Annotated in this window: 14 protein-coding genes and 1 pseudogene; 6 read left to right on the forward strand and 9 right to left on the reverse strand. The window is 65.9% G+C overall.

Annotated elements, in window-relative coordinates; genetic code table 11:
* Positions 1-153: 153 nt before the first annotated feature.
* From truD to J7520_RS11540, 9 genes and pseudogenes are all read right to left on the reverse strand, one after another.
* A complete protein-coding gene (truD, locus tag J7520_RS11500) occupies positions 154-1,176 on the reverse strand; it encodes a tRNA pseudouridine(13) synthase TruD (protein ID WP_291188342.1) in 1,023 nt (340 codons plus the stop codon).
* Positions 1,177-1,315: 139 nt separating this feature from the next.
* Positions 1,316-1,786: pseudogene (gene ispF, locus J7520_RS11505) on the reverse strand (2-C-methyl-D-erythritol 2,4-cyclodiphosphate synthase); the annotation flags it as partial.
* A 129-nt stretch (positions 1,787-1,915) separates the two neighbouring features.
* A complete protein-coding gene (ispD, locus tag J7520_RS11510; RefSeq protein WP_291188561.1) occupies positions 1,916-2,611 on the reverse strand; it encodes a 2-C-methyl-D-erythritol 4-phosphate cytidylyltransferase in 696 nt (231 codons plus the stop codon).
* Between the two features lie 107 nt (positions 2,612-2,718).
* Entirely contained in the window at positions 2,719-3,024 is a 306-nt protein-coding gene (ftsB, locus tag J7520_RS11515) for a cell division protein FtsB (protein ID WP_291188563.1), read from the reverse strand.
* A 15-nt stretch (positions 3,025-3,039) separates the two neighbouring features.
* A complete protein-coding gene (eno, locus tag J7520_RS11520) occupies positions 3,040-4,335 on the reverse strand; it encodes a phosphopyruvate hydratase (RefSeq protein ID WP_291188345.1) in 1,296 nt (431 codons plus the stop codon).
* 230 nt (positions 4,336-4,565) lie between these two features.
* Positions 4,566-5,714 (reverse strand): hypothetical protein, encoded by a 1,149-nt coding sequence (locus J7520_RS11525; RefSeq protein WP_291188348.1) that lies wholly within the window; start codon positions 5,712-5,714, stop codon positions 4,566-4,568.
* A gap of 62 nt (positions 5,715-5,776) precedes the next feature.
* Positions 5,777-6,607 carry a 3-deoxy-8-phosphooctulonate synthase gene (gene kdsA / locus J7520_RS11530; protein WP_291188351.1) on the reverse strand — a complete coding sequence of 277 codons (831 nt, stop codon included), beginning with the start codon at positions 6,605-6,607 and terminating at the stop codon, positions 5,777-5,779.
* 9 nt (positions 6,608-6,616) lie between these two features.
* A complete protein-coding gene (locus tag J7520_RS11535; RefSeq protein ID WP_291188354.1) occupies positions 6,617-6,997 on the reverse strand; it encodes a VOC family protein in 381 nt (126 codons plus the stop codon).
* 44 nt (positions 6,998-7,041) lie between these two features.
* Positions 7,042-8,703, reverse strand: a complete 1,662-nt coding sequence (locus tag J7520_RS11540) for a CTP synthase (RefSeq protein ID WP_291188357.1) — start codon at positions 8,701-8,703, stop codon at positions 7,042-7,044.
* A gap of 378 nt (positions 8,704-9,081) precedes the next feature.
* Between J7520_RS11540 and J7520_RS11545 the strand changes: the two genes are divergently transcribed.
* From J7520_RS11545 to J7520_RS11570, 6 genes are all read left to right on the forward strand, one after another.
* Positions 9,082-10,674: a hypothetical protein gene (locus J7520_RS11545; RefSeq protein ID WP_291188360.1), complete on the forward strand. Its 1,593-nt coding sequence runs from the start codon at positions 9,082-9,084 to the stop codon at positions 10,672-10,674.
* Positions 10,675-11,084: 410 nt separating this feature from the next.
* On the forward strand, positions 11,085-12,788 hold the full coding sequence (locus J7520_RS11550) for a hypothetical protein (RefSeq protein ID WP_291188363.1): 1,704 nt from the start codon (positions 11,085-11,087) through the stop codon (positions 12,786-12,788).
* Between the two features lie 142 nt (positions 12,789-12,930).
* On the forward strand, positions 12,931-13,830 hold the full coding sequence (locus J7520_RS11555; protein ID WP_291188366.1) for a DUF1349 domain-containing protein: 900 nt from the start codon (positions 12,931-12,933) through the stop codon (positions 13,828-13,830).
* 128 nt (positions 13,831-13,958) lie between these two features.
* Positions 13,959-14,165 carry a 4-oxalocrotonate tautomerase family protein gene (locus J7520_RS11560; protein ID WP_291188369.1) on the forward strand — a complete coding sequence of 69 codons (207 nt, stop codon included), beginning with the start codon at positions 13,959-13,961 and terminating at the stop codon, positions 14,163-14,165.
* Positions 14,162-15,868 carry a hypothetical protein gene (locus J7520_RS11565; protein ID WP_291188372.1) on the forward strand — a complete coding sequence of 569 codons (1,707 nt, stop codon included), beginning with the start codon at positions 14,162-14,164 and terminating at the stop codon, positions 15,866-15,868. The genes J7520_RS11560 and J7520_RS11565 overlap by 4 nt, the downstream gene beginning before the upstream one ends.
* Before the next feature lie 1,602 nt (positions 15,869-17,470).
* Positions 17,471-19,375 (forward strand): hypothetical protein, encoded by a 1,905-nt coding sequence (locus J7520_RS11570; protein ID WP_291188375.1) that lies wholly within the window; start codon positions 17,471-17,473, stop codon positions 19,373-19,375.
* Positions 19,376-19,407 lie beyond the last annotated feature (32 nt).

The raw sequence follows: 19,407 nt of genomic DNA on the forward strand, positions 1-19,407 counted from the left end.
AGTTTTCTCGCAGAGACGCAGAGACGCGGAGGTAAAAGCTCTTCCTCTGCGTCCCTGCGTCTCTGCGAGAACCGCTTTCAATGAAAGCATGCGTTCGCCGGCATGACGCCGGCGGAGCCGTTCGGTTGTCGACGAGATCGTCGGGCGCTCCGCTCAGGTCGACGCGGAGCGCGTATCGCAAAGCTCGCGTACGACGGTGGTTGCGAAAGCGCCGGCCGGCAGCCGGAAATCGAGCACGAGAGCGTCGTCCGCTTCCCAGCTCGAACGCAGCTCCTCGGCGCGCAGGCGCAAGGCACGTCGCTGCTGCGACAGGGCTTCGCGTTCCAGCCCGCGCGCGAAGGAAGCGAGCGGTTCGAGCGCCGCCAGTTCGACCTCGCGCGCGGCGCCCGTGCTGCGCAGCTCGCCGGCACCCCACATCGGCCCGGTCGGGTCGATGTCGAATTCGGCCAGACGACGCGCGAGTTCGTCGCTCCAGGGTTCCGGACCGAAGATGGCGTTCGAGCCGGCCAGCATCCACACCTCGCCGTCGAGGCCGCGATCCCAGCTGCCGTCGGCGACGCGTGCCGCCAGCACCGCATTGAACAACTCCGCCCGCGCCGCCGACAACGCGAAACCGCGCTGCTCGCGCGGCAGGCGCTTTCCCGCGAACAGCGCTTCGGCGAGATCGAGGTTGCCCTGCTCGCGGCCGAAACGCTGCTCGCCGAAGTAGTTCGGCACGCCGCGCGCGCGCATCGCCTCGATGCGTGTCTCGGCCTCGGCACGGTCGCCTTGCACGTCGCGCAGCCGGATGCGGAATCGATTGCCGCGATGCGCGCCGCGCTTGAGCTTGCGATCGTGGCGCGTCGCCGACAGCACCGTCACGCCGGCGATGCCGAGCGCGGACCAGTCCGGATCGACGCGGCCGGGCAATTGCACCGTGAACGCCTGCCGCGTCAGCGCGTGGCGATCCTTGAGGCCGGCGTAGCCGACCGCGACCGGCGCGACGCCCGCCGCGGCGGCGAGCCGGCGCGCCACCCACTCGGTATTCGCGCCGACCTTCTCGACGACCAGGAACGCATGCTCGCCCTGCCCGCTCGGCTCGAACCCGAGTTCCTCCTCGACCGTGAAATCGGCCGGGTCGGCGCGCAGGCGACCGCGGAGCGGCGGCGCGCCGTGGGCGAACGGCAGTTCGTTCATCGGAACGTGGCGATCGCGAATGCGGCGGCCACGCACGCGCCGGCGGAGAACGGGCCGATCACGACTGCGGATCCAGCTCGACGCGCGTCACCAGCTCGCGCAGCGCGGGATCGTCGGCGGCGACGGTCGTCGGCGCGCGGCTGCGCTGCAGCAGCACCACCGCGAACGCGGCGATGCCCTCGCCGCGACCGGTGAAGCCGAGCTTCTCGCTGGTGGTCGCCTTCACGCTGACGTCGCCGATGCCGCAGCCGAGATCGGTGGCGAGATTGCGCCGCATCGCCTCGACGTGCGGCGCGATCTTCGGCCGCTCGCAGACGATCGTCACGTCGGCGTTCGCCAGCGCGTAGCCGCGGTCGATCATCAAGGTCGCGCAGTGCAGCAGGAAATGCCGGCTGCTGACGCCCTTCCAGCGCGCGTCGCTCGGCGGGAAATGGATGCCGATGTCGCCGAGCGCCAGCGCGCCGAGCACGGCGTCGCACAACGCGTGGATGACGACGTCGCCGTCCGAGTGTGCGACCAGGCCGCGGTCGTGCGGCACGTGCACGCCGCCGAGCACGACGTGATCGCCGGGACCGAATGCGTGGACGTCGATGCCTTGGCCGATGCGCATGGTGATTCGTGATTCGTGATTCGTGATTCGTGATTCGTGATTCGTGAAAGGCTACAGGTCTTGGAGCGCTGTGCAAACGGCGGCGTGTTTCCTGAGCATCGCGTATGCGCGGCTCTTACCAATCACCAATCACGATTCCCGGCTCAACAGATACTCCGCCAACGCCAGATCCGTCGGCGTCGTCACCTTGATGTTGCTCTCGCTGCCTTCGACCAGCAACGGCCGGTGGCCCGCGCGTTCCATCGCCATCGCCTCGTCAGTGATTGCGACGCCGTCGCGTTCGGCGCGTTCGAGCGCGGCGACCAGTTCGCCGCGGCGGAACATCTGCGGCGTCAATGCGCGCCAGCGCGCCTCGCGCGGCTCGGTGGCGATCGCGCGCGACTGCGCGTCGCCGAGCTTGAGCGTGTCGCGCAACGGCGCCGCCAGCAGCGCGCCGCCGGCGGCGATTGCCTGCTCGATCAGGCGCTCGATGTCCTCGCCGCGCACGCACGGGCGCGCCGCGTCGTGGACGAGCACGTAGTCGCCCTCGCCGACCGAATCCGGCAGCGCGCGCAGGCCGGCCAGCACCGAACCGCTGCGCTCGCCCGCGCCGACCGTGGTCAACACCGGCTTGCCGTTCAATTCGTGCAAGCCCGGCCAATACGCGTCGTCGTCCGCCAGCGCGACGAGCAGACCGCTGACGCCCTCGCAGGCGGCCAGGCGCTGCAACGTCCACAACAGCAAAGGCTTGCCGGCCAGCGCGACGTACTGCTTCGGCCGCTCCGCACCGAAACGCGCACCACGGCCGGCCGCCGGGACGACGCACCACGGACGTTCGACACGGATCCGCCCGCCCTCGGCGGCGTGCCCGCGAACGCGAGCATCCGAAGTACCGTCATCCCCGGATTCCCGCGCGCGCTGGAATGACGCGTCATGCGCAGGCTTGTCGCCGCTCATCGCCCTTTGCCGTCTTTCGACTTGTCCGCGTTCTGGTCGACGACCTGATAGAACGTCTCGCCGGGCTTGAGCAGACCGATCTCGGCGCGCGCGCGCTCCTCGATCGCCTCGTCGCCGTGCTTCAGGTCCTCGACCTCGGCCGCGAGCGTGTCGTTGCGCGCCTTCAGCTTGGCGTTCTCCGCCTTCTGCTCCTCGACGCGCTCGCGCAGGCGCCAGGTCTCGTGCAGGCCGCCTTGCCCGGTCCACAGGCGCACCTGCAGGGCGATCAGCAGGATCAGCAGGATCAGGGCGACGTAGCGCAGCACGCTGCGGCGGCCTCAGCCCTTGAAGTTCGGCAGGTTCGGAAACGCATCCTTGCCGGCGTAGCGCGCGGCGGAACCGAGCGCCTCCTCGATGCGCAGCAGCTGGTTGTACTTGGCGACGCGATCGGAGCGGCACAACGAGCCGGTCTTGATCTGCGTCGCCGCAGTCGACACCGACAGATCCGCGATCGTGGTGTCCTCGGTCTCGCCGGAACGATGCGAGATGATCGAGGCGTACTTCGCCGCTTCGGCCATCGCGATCGCGTCGAGCGTCTCGGTCAACGTGCCGATCTGGTTGACCTTGATCAGGATCGCGTTGGCGATGTGCTTGTCGATGCCTTCCTTCAGGATCGCCGTGTTGGTCACGAACAGGTCGTCGCCGACCAGCTGCACGCTCTGGCCGAGCTTGTCGGTCAGCAGCTTCCAGCCGTCCCAGTCGCCTTCGGCCATGCCGTCCTCGATGGTGACGATCGGATACTTCGCGCACCAGCCGGCGAGGAAGTCGGCGAACTGCGCGGACGACAGCACCTTGCCCTCGCCTTCGAGGTGATAGGCGCCATCCTTGAAGAATTCGGAGCTGGCGACGTCGAGGCCGAGCCAGATGTCCTTGCCGATCGCGTAGCCGGCCTTCGACACCGCTTCGAGGATCGTCTCGATCGCTTCCTCGTTGGATTTCAGGTTCGGCGCGAAGCCGCCCTCGTCGCCGACGGCCGTGTTGAGGCCGCGGCCCTTCAGCACCGACTTCAGCGCGTGGAAGATCTCGGTACCGGCGCGCAGGCCTTCGGCGAAGCTCGGCAGGCCGACAGGCAGGATCATGAATTCCTGCATGTCGACGTTGTTGTCCGCGTGCGCACCGCCGTTGATGATGTTCATCATCGGCACCGGCAGGCGCGCCGCGCGATTGCCGGCGAGGTGCTTCCACAGCGGCAGTTTCTTCGACGCCGCGACCGCGTGCGCATTCGCCAGCGACACGCCGAGCAGCGCGTTCGCACCGAGCTTGCCCTTGTTCGGCGTGCCGTCGAGCGCGATCAGCTTCTCGTCGAGCCCGCGCTGGTCGTCCGCGTCGAAGCCCTTCAGCGCGTTCGCGATCGTCGTGTTGACGTTGGCAACCGCGTTCTTTACGCCCTTGCCGAGGTAGCGCGCCTTGTCGCCGTCGCGCAGCTCGACCGCCTCGCGCGAACCGGTGGAAGCGCCCGACGGCACCGCCGCGCGGCCGAACGAGCCGTCGGCCAGCGTGACCTCGGCTTCGAGGGTGGGATTGCCGCGGGAGTCGAGGATCTCGCGGGCGTGGACTTGCACAATATTCGACATGATTCTTGATGCCCTATCAATGTTGTCTTCTAAGCGCGAACTTAAAGAATTTCGCGATTGCAGATACCGATACAATGTTCAATCGCATATCGAAAACGACCAACCGCGAGAAATCATAAGCGCCGAACGAATGCAATCCCTGATCGGCTCATCGGCCAAGAGTAAATTTTGCGCCGAACAAAAAATTTTCCCGCTTATATGACTCCGAAATCATCGAATTTAGAAGCAGCTCACTCAAAGCCATCCTTATGAATCCCATCAATGACTCCATTGAATGAGTAAACCATACCTGTAGAGTTGGAAAAATGCGTCGGCGGCCGCCGAGAATCCGCAACGAGGATATCGCCACCACCAAGCGCCACCCCATTGAAAGCGCCCTGCGATTCCTCGTCCACGACCTCGAATGACTGAGGCCCCGAACTTCCGTCCATCGACAACAAGAAGACTTTATGTTGCACTTCGCTCAGCACGGCCAAATTATCGCCATCGCAGATTATGCTGCGACCAAAGCGACGACCAAAATCTCCGGAGTAAAACGCCACTCCGTCATTCCGCCATTGCAACGGGGTGCCGCTAAATAGCTGCACCTGGTCTGACATTCCCGACTGATCCTGATAGTTGGTTGAACTTACGGCAAGATGCCTGCCGCAAAGTGCCAAGGCAGTTCCAAACTTGCTCGATGCAGGCAACGGCGAAAAAATCGTCGATGCATGCACCCATTGCCCCTGGATCACTACAAAACTGGACACAGCAGACATATCGGAAGCAACTAGACGGTCTCCATCCATGGCCATAGCGTAACCGAGCCGAGGGAATGGGAAGGGCACGAGCAGTTCCTGCGCACCACCCCAAACGGATCCACCGAACACATAGCCAAATACGTGGCTCGCCGCCACCCCACCCTCAGGATCAAAATCCAATGTTTGAATTGCAATACCGACATCGGAGGCGACGAGTGCATTTATGTTGCGTGCGCTTACTGGAAGACCAAGCCGCTGAACGAAACGCCAAGTAAGGTCATCACGCTCGAATACGTCCAGTGCGTTGTAAGGCACGTTGGATGACCATGACGCCACAATCAGCCAACGTCGGCTAATGGCAACAAGATTCCCAAACTGCCTCGTATCCACCGGATCAATGCGGGAGACAAAACCCCACCCGTCCAGCTTTCTTTGAAAAAGAGAAACATATCCAGCGAAATCGTCGCGACCAGTCGGCGCACCGACGACCATAATATCCCTTGAAACGCCAAAAGATGAGCCAAACTCAGGATATTCCCCCACACCAACCGTGGGGGCAATCTGCTGTTGAGCAAAAGATGACGCGATGCTGAAGAATAAGATTGCAACAGGCGAGAGCAATGCAACCAATCGTTTCATATACATTGACCACCCCCTATTGAAAACCATCTAAATAAAAAGCCGCCCCGCTCTGAAATTCTCTATGATTCCCACCAACCACTACGACGCTTAAGAATTCGGTCCAGTTCGACCAGCGTCTCCAGCAACGCCGCCATCTTGCCCAGCGGCCACGCGTTCGGCCCGTCGCTGAGCGCCTTGTCCGGATCGGGATGGGTTTCCATGAAGATGCCGGCGATGCCGACCGCGACCGCGGCGCGCGACAGCACCGGCACGAATTCGCGCTGGCCGCCGCTCTTGCCGTCGGCGCCGCCGGGTAGCTGCACCGAGTGCGTCGCGTCGAACACGACCGGGCAGCCGGTGTCGCGCATGACGCTGAGCGAGCGCATGTCGGAGACGAGATTGTTGTAGCCGAAGCTGGCGCCGCGCTCGCAGACCATGATCTGCTCGTTGCCGACGGCCTTGGCCTTGGCGGCGACGTGCTTCATCTCCCACGGCGACAGGAACTGGCCCTTCTTGATGTTGACCGGCTTGCCGGCGCGGGCGACGTTCTGGATGAAATCGGTCTGCCGGCACAGGAACGCTGGCGTCTGAAGCACGTCGACGACGCTCGCGACCTCGTCCATCGGCGTGTACTCGTGCACGTCGGTCAGCACCGGCACGCCGATCTGGCGCTTCACCTCGGCGAGCACCTTCAGGCCTTCCTCGAGGCCGGGGCCGCGGAAGCTCGTGCCGGACGTGCGGTTGGCCTTGTCGAAGCTCGACTTGAAGATGAACGGCACGCCGAGCTTGCCGGTGATCTCCTTCAGCGTGCCGGCGGTGTCGAGCTGCAGCTGCATCGACTCGATGACACAGGGGCCGGCGATCAGGAACAGGGGCCGGTCGAGGCCGACCTCGAATCCACACAGTTTCATGATTTCCAATCAGTCCCAGCGGTTGGCGTTCAATGGAAAATCCGGTCGCTGCACGCGGACCACGCAGAAACGCTGGCCGCTCGGCGCCTGCATGACGACCCAGCGTTCCAGCCGCGCATGCACCACGGCGCCGAGCGCCTCCAGCCGCGCGATTTCGGCCTCGATGTCGTCGGTTTCGAGGTCCAGGTGCACGCGGCTTTCGTGGTCGACGCGCTGGATCTGCACCATCGGCTGGTCGCTCGGCGTCTCGAGCTGACGGTAGCGCTCGCGACTGCCCGGATGCGCGAGGTCGACGCGACATCCGAGCGCGCCCGCCCAGAAATTTGCGGCGGCATCGACGTCGTCGACCTTGCAGTCGATCTGGATGGAACACAGGCGCGAATGGTGCATCGTCGGTCAGTCTCCCGTTCCGGACGACACGTGGCGAGACCGCGTCATGCCGTGGCCGCCTCGGCGAGACGCGGCGCCTCGCGCACCGCCTTCTGCTCGCGCGCGGCGCGGATGAAGCCGATGAAAAGCGGATGGCCGTCGCGCGGCGTCGAGGTGAATTCCGGATGCGCCTGGCAGGCGACGAACCACGGGTGGTTCGGCAGCTCGATCATCTCGACGAGGAGATCATCCATCGACTTGCCGGCGATGATCAGCCCCAAGTCTTCGAACTGCTGGCGATAGCGGTTGTTGAACTCGTAACGGTGGCGATGGCGTTCGCGCACCACGTCCTGGCCGTACAGCTCGCGCGACAGCGTGCCCGCCTTGAGGCGGCATTCCTGCGCACCCAGGCGCATGGTGCCGCCCTTGTCCGAGCTTTCGTCGCGCTTCTCGACGTCGCCCGAACCGGTGGTCCACTCGGTGATCAGCGCGATCACCGGATGCGCGCAGTTGCGGTCGCTCTCGCTCGAGTTGGCGCCTTCCAGGCCGGCGACGTGACGCGCGAAGTCGGTCACCGCCGCATGCATGCCGTAGCAGATGCCGAAGTACGGCACCTTGTTCTCGCGCGCGTAGCGCGCCGCGGCGATCTTGCCTTCGAAGCCGCGCTTGCCGAAGCCGCCTGGCACCAGGATGCCGTCGACGTCCTTGAGCTGTTCGGGGCCGCGCCGCTCGATCTCCTCCGACTCGATCCAGCGCAGATTCACGCGCGTGCGCTGCTTCAGGCCGCCGTGGCGCAGCGCTTCGCCGAGCGACTTGTAGGCGTCCTTGTGCTCGACGTACTTGCCGACGATCGCGATCGTGATCTCGCCGTGCGGATGCTCGACGGCCTCGACCGTGCGATCCCACTCGGACAGGTCGGCCGCTTTGGCGTTGAGCTTGAGGCGGTCGACCACGATCTCGTCGAGCTTCTGCGCGTGCAGCCACTGCGGCAGTTTGTAGATCACGTCGACGTCGACCGCGCTGATCACGGCCTTTTCCGGCACGTTGGTGAACAGCGCGATCTTGCGGCGGTCGGCCTGCGGCAGCGGCTGCTCGCAGCGGCACAGCAGCACGTCGGCCTGGATGCCGATCGAGCGCAGTTCCTTGACCGAATGCTGGGTCGGCTTGGTCTTGATCTCGCCGGCGGCCTTGATGTACGGCACCAGGGTCAGGTGCATGAACATCGCCGCGTCCGCGCCGTGCTCGATGCGGATCTGGCGGATCGCCTCCAGGAACGGCAGCGACTCGATGTCGCCGACCGTGCCGCCGATCTCGACCAGGGCGACGTCGTAGCCCTGCGTCGCCTCGTAGATGCGGTGCTTGATCTCGTCGGTGATGTGCGGGATCACCTGCACGGTCGCGCCGAGGTAGTCGCCGCGGCGCTCCTTGGCGATCACGCTCTCGTAGATCTTGCCGGTGGTGATCGAGTTCTTGCCGGTCAGCCGCGTGCGCACGAAGCGCTCGTAGTGGCCGAGGTCGAGGTCGGTCTCGGCGCCGTCGTCGGTGACGTAGACCTCACCGTGCTGGAACGGGCTCATCGTGCCCGGGTCGACGTTGATGTACGGATCGAGCTTCATCATCGTCACGCGCAGGCCGCGCGCTTCGAGGATGGCAGCCAGCGACGCCGCGGCGATGCCCTTGCCTAGCGAGGACACCACGCCGCCGGTCACGAAAACGAGGGGGGTCATGGGTAAAGCTTTCCGCTGGAAATCCGTATTCTATCGGGTCGACGCCTGACAGGCGAGTCGCAAACGGTGTCCTTCCCGCCGCGCGCCGCCCCTCCTGCCCCGATTCATCCGCTCGCGCCCCGCGGACCGGCGGTGTCGGTTCGCGCCGGCGGAACAGCGGCCTACCCCGGGGCGGCCGGGCATGGCCACCCGCGCCGCCAGCTCCCCGCCCGATCGACTCGCACGTCATCCACGCAAGACCGCGCTCCTCGCCGGGAAACCGGCCGCAGCGCGTCCGCCCGGCGGCGCGCTGCGCAAGGAACGCTCCGGCTGATAGGAAACGCATACGGACTCCGTACTGGGTGGATTGCGACCACCCTGAGGTCAAGGAGACCTGCCATGCGCTTCGCCCTTCCCCTGTTGTCCACCCTCGCGTTCGTTGCCATGCACGCGTCCGCCGCCGAAATCAGCGTCGGAGCCGGCCCCTCCTGTACGACGCACACGATCGCCGATGCGCTCGTCCTCGCGGCGGCGACGGACGAGATCGACACGATCCGCCTCGCCGACGACCAGCCCTACGCGGAGCAGAAGGTCGAGATCACCACCTCCGTGAACCTGATCGGCGGTCATGCGAACTGCGGCAGCCTCGCCCCGTCCGGCAGGACCGCCCTGGTCGGCACCGGCCAATGGGCGACGCTCGTCATCGGCAATACACAAAACCGCATTCAGGTGCGCCTGGAACGACTGAGCATCAGCGGTGGCGGCATCAACGGCGACCTCGGCTTCTGGGGCGGCCTCTACGTCGGAAGCAATACGCTGGCCGCGTTCGCCGACGTCGAGATCCACCACAACGCCAGCGATGCCGGCGGCGGCCTGACGATCGCCGAGGGCGCGATCGTCGATTTCGAGCGCGACGTCGACGTGCACGACAATCGCGCCGGGCTCGGCGGCGGCGTGCGCGTGCACGGCGCGACGCTGCGCGTGCGTCCGCACGGCGTGACCATCCACGACAACGTCGCCTACAGCGGCGGCGGCGTCGCCGTGACCGGCGGCGCCTTGATGAGCGTCGGCACCGACATCGACGACCGGGAGACACGCGTGGACGGCGTGCTGATCGCCGGCAACATCGTCCAAGGCTCCGGCGGCGGCGTGTACGTCGGCGGGACCGGCTCGTCGCTGCTGGCCGACGACATGGTCGTGCGCGACAACGTCGCCACCGACGGCGGCGGCGTCTACGCCACCACCGGCGGCTACGCGCAGTTCTCGCGCTTCCGCGAGGGTCCGTCGCGCCATTGCCCGGACGAACTGGAGTGCCTGCGCCTGTCGAACAACCGCGCCGACCGCGGCGGCGCGCTGTCCGTCCGCTACGGCGGCATCGCCCACGTCGACCAGACCATCGTGCGCGGCAACGGCGCGGCCGACGGTCCGGCATTCTGGCTGGACCAAGGTTCCAGCCTGCGCCTCTACGCCAGCCTCGTCGTCGGCAACGACTGCGCCGAGTCGGCGCCGGACTGCCCCACGATCTACACGATCGGCAGCACGCTGCGCTTCGAGCACAGCACGTTCGCCGACAACGCCGGCAGCGACGCGCTCGTCCTGAGCGACGATCCCGAAGGGATCATCGCCTCCGACATCCAAGGCTATTCGAGCCTGGTGGCCGGCAAGTCGAGGCTCTTCGACTTTCTCGGCCCGGTGCCGGCCGTACGCTACGACTGCATCCTCAAGGACCGCGGCGAACAGGAAGGCGACGCGACGCGCAGCGACGTCCTGCCCATCGCGTTCCAGAATCCCGAGCGCGGCGACTACCACCTGCCGGGCGACAGCGCCGCGATCGACTGGTGCGACGGACTGCCGATATCGAGCCAATCGCCGGACATGGACGGCACGCCGCGCGGACTGGACGCCGCGAAGGCCGACCTCTTCGGCCCCTACGACCTCGGCGCCTACGAATCGGATCGCATCTTCGCCAGCGGGACCGAACCGCGACGCTGAGCCTCGACGACCGGTCGGTATTGCCGCCCGGGCCGCCGCGAGCGCCGGTCATCCCAGCGGCGCTCGCCGGATACCCACCGGGCGGCGATACCGCCCGGTCGTCTCCAGGATCACGCGCACGACACGGCCGCTGCACCTGCGCGGCGACGAAGCGATCGTCGCCGCTCGACACCAGCCTTCGAGCGGAAACCGACCGGCACCTGCGGACCTCGTTCGCCCCTGCGACCTGCAATGACGCGCGGCGATTCTGCGCGCGGCGGTGATAGGAAATCCCGCCCCGTTCCGTTCTGTAAGTACGACTCGTTGATCGAAGTCGGATGCCACGTCGAAGCCGGACGACCGCGCTTCACGAACCGCCCCACTCGCGACGCGCCCTGAAGCCGACAGGATTCGGCACGACGGAGCTGGTCTTGAAACCGAGTTCGCTTTTCGCTGTGGGTGCGCTGGCGTTGTGCACGATCGAACCCGTGCGTGGCGCCGAATTCTGGGTCGGTAGCGGAGAGTCCTGCGACTTCTCCTCGATCGAGGAGGCCATCGCCGCCGCGCAAGCGACACCGGAAGCCGACACCATCCGGATAGCCAAGAATCAGGTCTATTCCAATCAGGCCTTGTCGCTGAATACGTCGCTCACGCTGGTTGGCGGCTATCCGCTCTGCGGCGCCGCGGAACGCGACGGGTATACCTCGCTGGAAGGAACCACCCGCAACGCCGTGCTGGCCGCGTTCTCTGGCGATCCCGACGGCATCGAAGTGCATCTCGACCGGCTCGACATCAGCCGCGGCGGCGAGAGCAACGGCGTCGCGCATCGCGGTGGAATCTCGATCAGCGGCAACGTCCACGTCTTCCTGCGCGATTCGGTCGTGCGCAATAACTATTCGGGCGGCGGTGGCGGCATCGGCGTACGTGGTCCGCGCGCCATCCTGACGATCGAAGCCTGGGTCGACATCCGGGAGAACACGACGTATGGCAACGGCGGCGGCATTCTCATCAACGGCGGCGCGCTGAACATCCGGCCGCACGGCGTGACGATCAAGCAGAACCGGGCCAACCTCAACGGCAAGGGCGGCGGCATCGCCGTGGTGAACGGTGGCTCGGTGTCGGAGTCGACCGATCCGTTCGGGCCTTTGCTGCCGGTCGAACCCGTGCGCATCTTGCAGAACTACGGCGCACGCGGCGGCGGCGGCGCCTACGTGGCGGGCGTGAACTCCTTGCTGCTCGCCAGCGAAATCATCGTCGACGAGAACACCAGCGACGACGGACACGGCGGCGGCATCCTGGTCGAGACCCAAGGCTACGCGCAGCTGTCGGGCTTTCCCGATCCGCCGTTCCGCGCGTGCCCGCCGGGGCAGGAGTGCCTGAGCCTGTCCGGCAACTCGAGCACTCGCAGCGGTGCTGCCCTGGCTGTGCGCGGCGGCGGCTCGGCGCGTATCGACGGCGCGATCGTGCGCCGGAACCTGCTGCTCGGCAGCGAGATGGGAGGAAACGCCTTCCTGATCGACGACACCGATTCGAGCCTCCGGCTCGCCAACAGCGTCGTCGCCGACAATTCGTGCGATCTGCAAATCCTCAGCGTGTGTTCGGTCGTCGACATGATCGCCGGCCCGGTGTCCAACCGGAGCAAATTCTGGTTCGCCTTCACCACCTTCGCGCATAACGGCCCCGTGAATGGCGCGCTGATCTCCACCACCCTGAACGGACGCCCCGAGGGAGGCATCGTCCTTGACGCCTCAAGCAGCCTGATCGGCGGCAAGCGGCGCTTGTTCGAATATCGAGGCCCTGTCCCGTGGCCCGTCGCGCAACTGACTACCGAGTGCCTGCTGAAGGACCAGGGCGATCCCGACCCCTTTACCGAGGTGGGAGGGATTTCATTCCAGGACCAGGAAAGCGGCGACTACCGACTCAGGCGCGGCAGCGTGGCGATCGACTACTGCAGTCACGACTCCGCCGAACTCGATCTCCATCGCCAGCCCCGCGGCATCGACGACCCGGAGCGTCCGAATCGCGACGACTCTCCCGCCAACACCTTCGATCTGGGCGCCTACGAATTCCATGCGGTGTACGACCGCATCTTCGCGGACGGATTCGAGTCCGCGCCCCCAACGGAGCGTAAGTAGGCCTTCCGCGCCGTGACTCATCCGCGGCTTCGCCCCGCGTGGAAGTGACGACCGCATCGCCGTCCGCGCTCTCTCTTGCAACTTCGCGGGAAAGTCGCTCCGCCCGCTCCTGCCCGACATCAACGCCCGGATCACCGATTCCATGAAAGCAATCCCTGCACTGCTCCTTCTCTGTGGATTCTTGTCGACCACGGCGTTCGGGCAATCCGTCAGCAACGCCGCCCTCGACGACGACTTCTCGAAAGAAAACGACCTCTCCGGATGGAAGTGGCTGCACGACACGGAAGGCTGGCCCGACAAGGTGCGCAAGAAGGCATGGAAGGACGGCGTGCTCCGTCTCGACATGGGCACCTCCGGCTGGTTCGCCGACAAGAACGCGCCGTTCCTCTACAAGGACATCAAGGGCGATTTCGACGTTCGCGCGCGGATTCGCGCCACCGGTTCGAACAATCCCGTCGCCACGACGGCGTGGTCGCTGGGCGGACTGATGGTTCGCGTCCCCAAGCAGGCGGGTAAAGATCGCTGGAAGCCCAAGCAAGAAAACTGGCTGTTCATCACCGCCGGCATCGCGGAAGAACCCGGCAAGCCGGTGATCGAGACGAAGTACACGATCAACAGCCAATCCCACCTCAAGCTTCGCGACGCCAAGGCCGAGTGGATCACTCTTCGCGTCACGCGCGTGGGGAACGCGTTCCTCCTGTCGTATCGATACGACAAGGACACGTCGTGGACGCTGCACGATCGCTTCTATCTCGTCGACTGGCCGCCGGTCCTGCAGGTCGGCCTCAACGGCTACACCAACAGCATGGCCGTGCCCGAAGAGATCCTTTGGGGAGACGCGTTCCGATTCAACAACGAAACATTCGACCACCTCGGCAAGCCCGACTTCGAGCTCTCCGTCGACTACGTCCGCTTCGGAAAACCGGCCGTGAACTACGACGCGCCGAACCCCGCGAAGCAGTGGTTGAACGGCGTGTACGCCAACCGGCTGGTGGACTACTCGGTCAGCAATGAAGAGGTATTGAAGTCGATCGGGGAGTGATTCCTCCGCTCCGTTCCGGCTTCACCTCGACCGCCCCCTTGTCCGGAAACGGAACGCAGGCTTCGCAGGCCTCGTGTGAAATCCGCCTCCGGCGCTTCCCTTTTTCGACCTGACGAGAAAGCCATCCCATGCCCTACGTCAACGTACAAATCCTCCAAGGCGCGAGCCGCGAGCAGAAAGCCCGGATCGTCCAGGACATCACCGCCTCCCTCTCGCGTGTCCTCGGCAAGAAGCCGGAGCACACGCACGTCGTCATCCAGGAGATCGCCGAGGCGAACTGGGGTTTTTGCGGAATGCTCACCGACGACTGGAAGAAAGGACAAGCCGCGCCATGACGTCACGTCTGCTTCCCGTTTTCGCATTGGCGCTGTGCGCCACTTCCGCGCACGCGGCCGAATACTGGGTCGGCGGCGCACAGACCTGCGACTTCCCGACGATCCAGGCGGCGATCGCTGCGGCGCACGAGACACCCGACGCGGACACGATCCGCATCGCCGACGACCAGCCGTACACGAACCAGACGCTGCTCGTCGACACTTCGGTCCACCTGATCGGCGGCTATCTGGCCTGCGGCTCGCTCGAACGTGAGGGCTACACCTCGCTGTCGGGAACCGGCATGAGAGCGGTGATCGTCGTCATTGCCGACGATCATCCCGGCATCGACGTCCATCTCGACCGCCTCGATATTCACAACGGCGGTTCGAGCGGCGACCCGCAGAGCTGGGGCGGACTGTCGATCAGCGGATACGCACGTACCTATCTCTCCGATTCCGTCATTCGCCTCAACCAGACGACGGACGTCCCGGTCGGCGCGGAGGCTCGTGCCGGCGGTGGCGTCACCGTGCGTGGACCAGGCGCGATCCTGACGATCGAGCGCTGGGTCGACATCCGCGAAAACACCGGCAGGGACGCCGGCGGCATCCTGGTCGACGGCGGCACCCTGCGCATCCAGCCGCACGGCGTGACGATCAAGCAGAACGTCGTCACCGGCGGCGGCAACGGCGGCGGCATCGCAGTCGTCAACGGCGGCGTGATGAGCGTGGAAACCGATCCGAAGGGATCGGGACTGCCGGTGACCGGCGTCCTCGTCGGCCACAACACCGTCGAAGGCGACACCGGCTGCGGCGGCGGCGTCTACGTCGGCGGCGCCAATTCCTCGATGCTCGCCACCAATCTCCTGGTCCTGCACAACGAAAGCCGCACCGGCCAAGGCGGCGGCCTGTGCGTCGAAGACCGCGGCTACGCGCAAATGGGCATCTCGCTCGACGGCCCGTTCCGGCATTGCCTGCCGGAGCAGGAATGCCTCAGTGTGTCGCACAACACGAGCGCCGTCAGCGGAGCGGCCGTGTACGTCGATCGCGGCGGCATCGTGCGGTTGAACGGTGTGTTCGTGCGCGGCAACCGGCCGCACGAGAACGGCGGCGACGACAAGGGCAATGCGTTCGACGTCGACGGCGACACCTCGCAGTTGCGCATCCTCAACAGCGTCGTCGCCGACAACGCCTGCAGCCAGTCCAATCCCGCCTGCGCGGTGTTCCGCACGCGCGGGGGAAGGGTGCACGTCGAGCACACTACCTTCGCCCGCAACGGCAACGAGGACGGCGCGCTGATCTTCGGCGATGCCCGCGACGGGAGCGGAGCGAGCTTGGCCGACATCCGCCTCTTCTCGAGCCTGCTCGCCGACAAGCGGTTGCTCTACACCTCGACCCGCGAAGTCCCGCCGATCCCAGGTGCCACGATCGAGGGCAACTGCGTGCTGAAGAACCGCGGCAGGGCGGAAGGAAACCGCGGCGCGCTCACGCCGATCACGTTCCTGGACGCGGACGCCGGCAACTACCGCCTCGCCCCCGGCAACGACGCCATCGACTACTGCGACGGCATCGCCGGGTCGAGCCAGGATCCCGACCTCAACCGCCAGCCGCGCGGTATCGACGACCCGAACGCTCCCGATCGTTACGGCCTCTTCGATCTCGGCGCCTACGAGTTCGGCAACGTGCCCGACCGGCTGTTCGCCGACGGCCTCGAAGCCGGCCCCTGAGCGATAAGCACGACACGGTCGCCTAGTCCAGCTGCCCGCCCGAAGCCACTGCAGAAGTCACGTCATGAAGATCCTTCCTCTCTTGCTGCTGTCCGCATCGGCGCTGTTCACCGCATCCGCCCATGCCGCCGAATACTGGGTGGGCGCGGGAAGTTCCTGCGACTTCGCGACGATCGAGCAGGCAATTGCCGCCGCGCGCATCACGCCAGAAGCCGACACGATCCGCATCGTACGGAACGGCACCTATCCGGCGCGGGCATTGCTCCTCGACACACCGGTCAGCTTGATCGGCGGTCATCGGGCTTGCGGCGATATGCAGCGCGAGGGCTACACCTCCTTGACCGGAAACGGTCAACAGGCCGTGCTCGTGGCCGCCTCCGACGCCGCCGAAGGCGTCGAGATCCATCTCGACCGCCTCGAAATCCACGGAGGCGGTGGAACCGAAACCACCACGCACTGGGGCGGCCTCTCGATTGCCGGAAACGCCCGTGTCCATCTCTACGATTCGGTCGTTCGCAACAATCGGGTACTGGGGCCGCTCGGCCACCCCATCCGGTTCGGCGGAGGCGTCACCGTGCGCGGCAACCGGGCGTCGCTGACGATCGAACGCTGGGTCGACATTCGCGAGAACTCCGGCGACGACGGCGGCGGCATTCTCGTCGACGGCGGCGTCCTGAACATCCGCCCGCACGGCGTGACGATCAAGCAGAACCAGGTGTACGGAAACGGCAAGGGCGGCGGCATCGCGATCGTCAACAGCGGCCTGATGAGCGTGCAGACCGACCCGAAGGGGCTGACACTGCCGGTGGACGGCGCCCTGGTCGGCTACAACCTGGCCAACGCCAGCTGCGGCGGCGGCATCTACGTCGACGGCGCCAATTCCACGCTGCTCGCCAGCAACCTCATCGTCGAAAACAACGAAAGTCGTTTGGACAGCGGCGGTGGACTCTGCGTCACCGGCGGAGGTTACGCGCAGCTGGCCCCGTCGAGCGACGGCCCGTTCCGGAATTGCCCGCCCGAACAGGACTGCCTGCGCATTTCCGACAATATTGCCAAGGACGCCGGCGCAGCGGTTTCACTGCGCAGCGGCGGCACGGCGCGACTCGACGGCGTCGTCGTGCGCGGAAACGTCGTCACGCTAAGGTCGACCGGCTCTGCACCCGGCGGCAACGCCTTCCACCTCTTCGGCAACGCGTCGAGATTGAACCTCCTCGGCAGCCTCGTCACCGACAACGCCTGCAGCGCGGACGAACCGGAATGTCCGGTGATCAGCATGTTCGGCGGCAATCTGCGCTTCGAACACGTCACCTTCGCACGCAACGGCAACGAAGGAGGCGCGCTGGTCACCGGTCGACGCATCAATGCCAGCGAAGAAACGGGAATCGCGGGTATCCGCGGATATTCCAGTGTGCTCGCCGACAAACACCAGCTCTACACCCCCGTCATCGATCCACTGACTCCCGAGGCCACGATCTCCGTCGACTGCATGTTGAAGAATCGCGGCCGAGCGGAAGGCGCTCGCGGCGACGTGCGGCCGATCGCGTTCCACGACGCCGACGCCGGCAACTACCGTCTCGTCGCCGGCAGCGCCGCGATCGACTATTGCGACGGCGTCGCTCCGTCGAGCCAGGACCCCGACCTCAACCGCCAGCCGCGCGGTATAGACGATCCGAACCATGCCGATCGCTACGGCGCATACGACCTCGGCGCGTACGAGTTCGGCAACGTGCCCGATCGGCTGTTCGCGAACGGTTTCGACACCGCGTCCTGATCGCCTGCGCACGCACTCGCCCGCATCTCGAACGCACCGCCGAAGACCGCAACGGAAGTCTTGCCATGAAGCTCTCTTCTTTCTCGCTGCTGCCCGCGCTGACGCTGCTCGCCGCATCCGCGCACGCCGCCGAATACTGGGTAGGCGCGGGAAGTCCCTGCGACTTCCCGACCATCCAGCAAGCCATTTCCGCCGCGCGCGCCACGCCGGAGGCGGACAAGATCCGCATCGCCAGGAACGGTACGTACGTCAACCAGGCGCTGCTCGTCGACACCTCGGTCGAACTGATCGGCGGCTATCCGACCTGCGGCGCGACCGATCGCCTGGGCTACACCGCGCTGGCCGGGAACCTGAGGGAAGCCGTGCTCGTCATCGCCTCCGATGCCGCCGACGGCATCGAGGTCCATCTGGACCGGCTCGACATCAGCCAGGGCGGCTGGGCCATCGACACCGCGCACTGGGGCGGCATCTCGATCGACGGTACCGCGCGCGTCCATCTCTACGATTCGGTCGTCCGCAACAACCGCCTGAACAATGTTCCCGAAGGCACCGTCGATCGCTTCGGCGGCGGCATCACCGTGCGCGGTCCGAACGCCGAGCTGGCGATCGAGCGCTGGGTCGACATCCGCAGCAACGTCACCAGCGGGAACGGCGGCGGCATTCTCGTCGACGGCGGCAGACTCACCATCCGGCCGCATCTGGTGACGATCAAGCAGAACCGAGCGGCCGGTGGTTTGGGCAAAGGTGGCGGCATCGCGATCTTGAACGGCGGCGTCATGGTGGAGGAAACCGATCCTACCGGTCCTGCCCTGCCGGTGCAGCCGGTTTTCGTCGTCGCCAATGACGCGATGAACGGCGGAGGCATCTTCGTCAGCGGGGCCGATTCCAGACTACGCGCCGGGGAGATCGTCATCAGCGACCATTCCGTCGGCGGATTCGGTAGCGGCCTCCTGGTCGAGGACCAGGGCGACGTCCGCCTCGGGATTTCCGCCGATCCTGCACTCCGCCATTGCCTGCCGGAACAAGAATGCCTGCGTCTTTCCGACAACGCCTCCTTCAGCGGGGGAACGCTGGCGGTGCGCACCGGCGGCCGTGCGCGCGTCGAAGGCGTGGTCATGCGCGGAAGCACGCTCGGCTATGCCCAACGTCGAAGAGGAAGCGCTTTCGTCGTTCACGGCAATGCTTCCAACCTCGAGATCATCGGCAGCGTCGTCGCCGACAATGCGTGCAGCGCAACGGACCCCGAATGCGCCGTCATCGCGATGCGGGGAGGCCGGCTGCGCTTCGAGTTCACGACGTTCGCACGCAACGCCGATGAAGGCGGCGCCCTGATCTACAGCGATACGCAGGGCGACGACGTCGCCACCATAGAAGGTTACACGAGCCTGATCGCCGACAAGGAACGTCTCTACTCGCTCCAGGGCATTCCGCCCAACGAGGATCTCTACTGCCTTTTGAAGAACCGCGGCCAGACCGGCGACGTCCACCCGATCACCTTCCAGGATCCGGACGACGGCAACTACCGCCTCGCGCCGGGCAACGCGGCGATCGACTATTGCGACGACATCGCGCCGTCGAGCCAGGAGCCGGACCTCAACCGCCAACCCCGGGGCATCGACGATCCGAACCATCCCAATCGGTTCGGCCGCAACACCCACACCTACGACCTCGGCGCCTACGAATTCGGCAACGTGCCCGACCGGCTGTTCGCGAACGGCTTCGAAGCCGCTCGCTGAATTCTGCACGGCCATCCAAACCACCGCGAACG

This window comes from Dokdonella sp. (assembly GCF_017744955.1).
Classification (GTDB): Bacteria; Pseudomonadota; Gammaproteobacteria; order Xanthomonadales; family Rhodanobacteraceae; genus Dokdonella_A.